The sequence below is a fragment of the Candidatus Paracaedibacter symbiosus genome, assembly GCF_000757605.1.
Taxonomy (GTDB): Bacteria; Pseudomonadota; Alphaproteobacteria; order Paracaedibacterales; family Paracaedibacteraceae; genus Paracaedibacter_A; species Paracaedibacter_A symbiosus.
Genome location: NZ_JQAK01000020.1, coordinates 3,984 through 4,747, shown reverse-complemented (window position 1 = coordinate 4,747; position 764 = coordinate 3,984). Strand labels below are relative to the sequence as shown.

The 764-nt window shown below is 34.7% G+C and carries 1 protein-coding gene; it reads right to left on the bottom strand.

Annotated features, from left to right (window positions below; translation table 11 throughout):
* Positions 1-220 precede the first annotated feature (220 nt).
* Positions 221-574 (bottom strand): hypothetical protein, encoded by a 354-nt coding sequence (locus IG80_RS0111745; RefSeq protein ID WP_032114218.1) that lies wholly within the window; start codon positions 572-574, stop codon positions 221-223.
* Positions 575-764 lie beyond the last annotated feature (190 nt).

Below are 764 nucleotides of genomic sequence, written 5' to 3'. Positions count from 1 at the left end.
AAAAATCGTTTTCTAACTGACTAAAAATCGACGTGGTTGCACTGCGGAGATTTTGTCATTGAGTTTTCTCTTAAATGGCTAAAATGATAGCTATACCATTGGATGCTTGCTTCTTGCCCGTAACTTGTGCATGGAAGATCTTTTTTAGTACATCCATTGCTACGAAATTTTGCTTCATTAAAAATAGGTAAATCTTCTTGGGTTGAGAGGAATATCCCATCTATTCCTTCCCCTTTTGCAGATGCTTTAGTCGTGATTGTACAGCCAATAACTCTCTTAGCTTCGTTCCTGTTCCCTCGAAAAGAATTTGAGCAACAATCTCTCCTAATATCCCCTTAGCTTTGCTCATATTGTGATTGTTTATATTCTCCTTCTCCATAATCAATTTAATCCATTGTTGAATCGTTGCTTCACCGGCCCCAATTATCTTTACACTATGAACATACAGTGGTTCGGCTACCCCATCATCTTCACATATATATTTTGCATGAGAGCCAAAACTGATAGGGTTAATTGATAAGGTAGTAATAAAAACCAAAAGTATTTTAAAAATCATCTTTTTGTAATAACTCATAATAGGTCCCCCAAATAATGTTTCTTTAAGCTTAGTAACTCATTTCCTAAGCCACAGACAAGTTAGCAAGAATATGGGAAAGGTAGCTAGAATTAATTTCTAATTAACCAAAAACTTCTTACTCATCTTTGATATTATTGATTATGGGTTNCATATTATGTGATGCATATAAGATCTATAAACCCCCCAT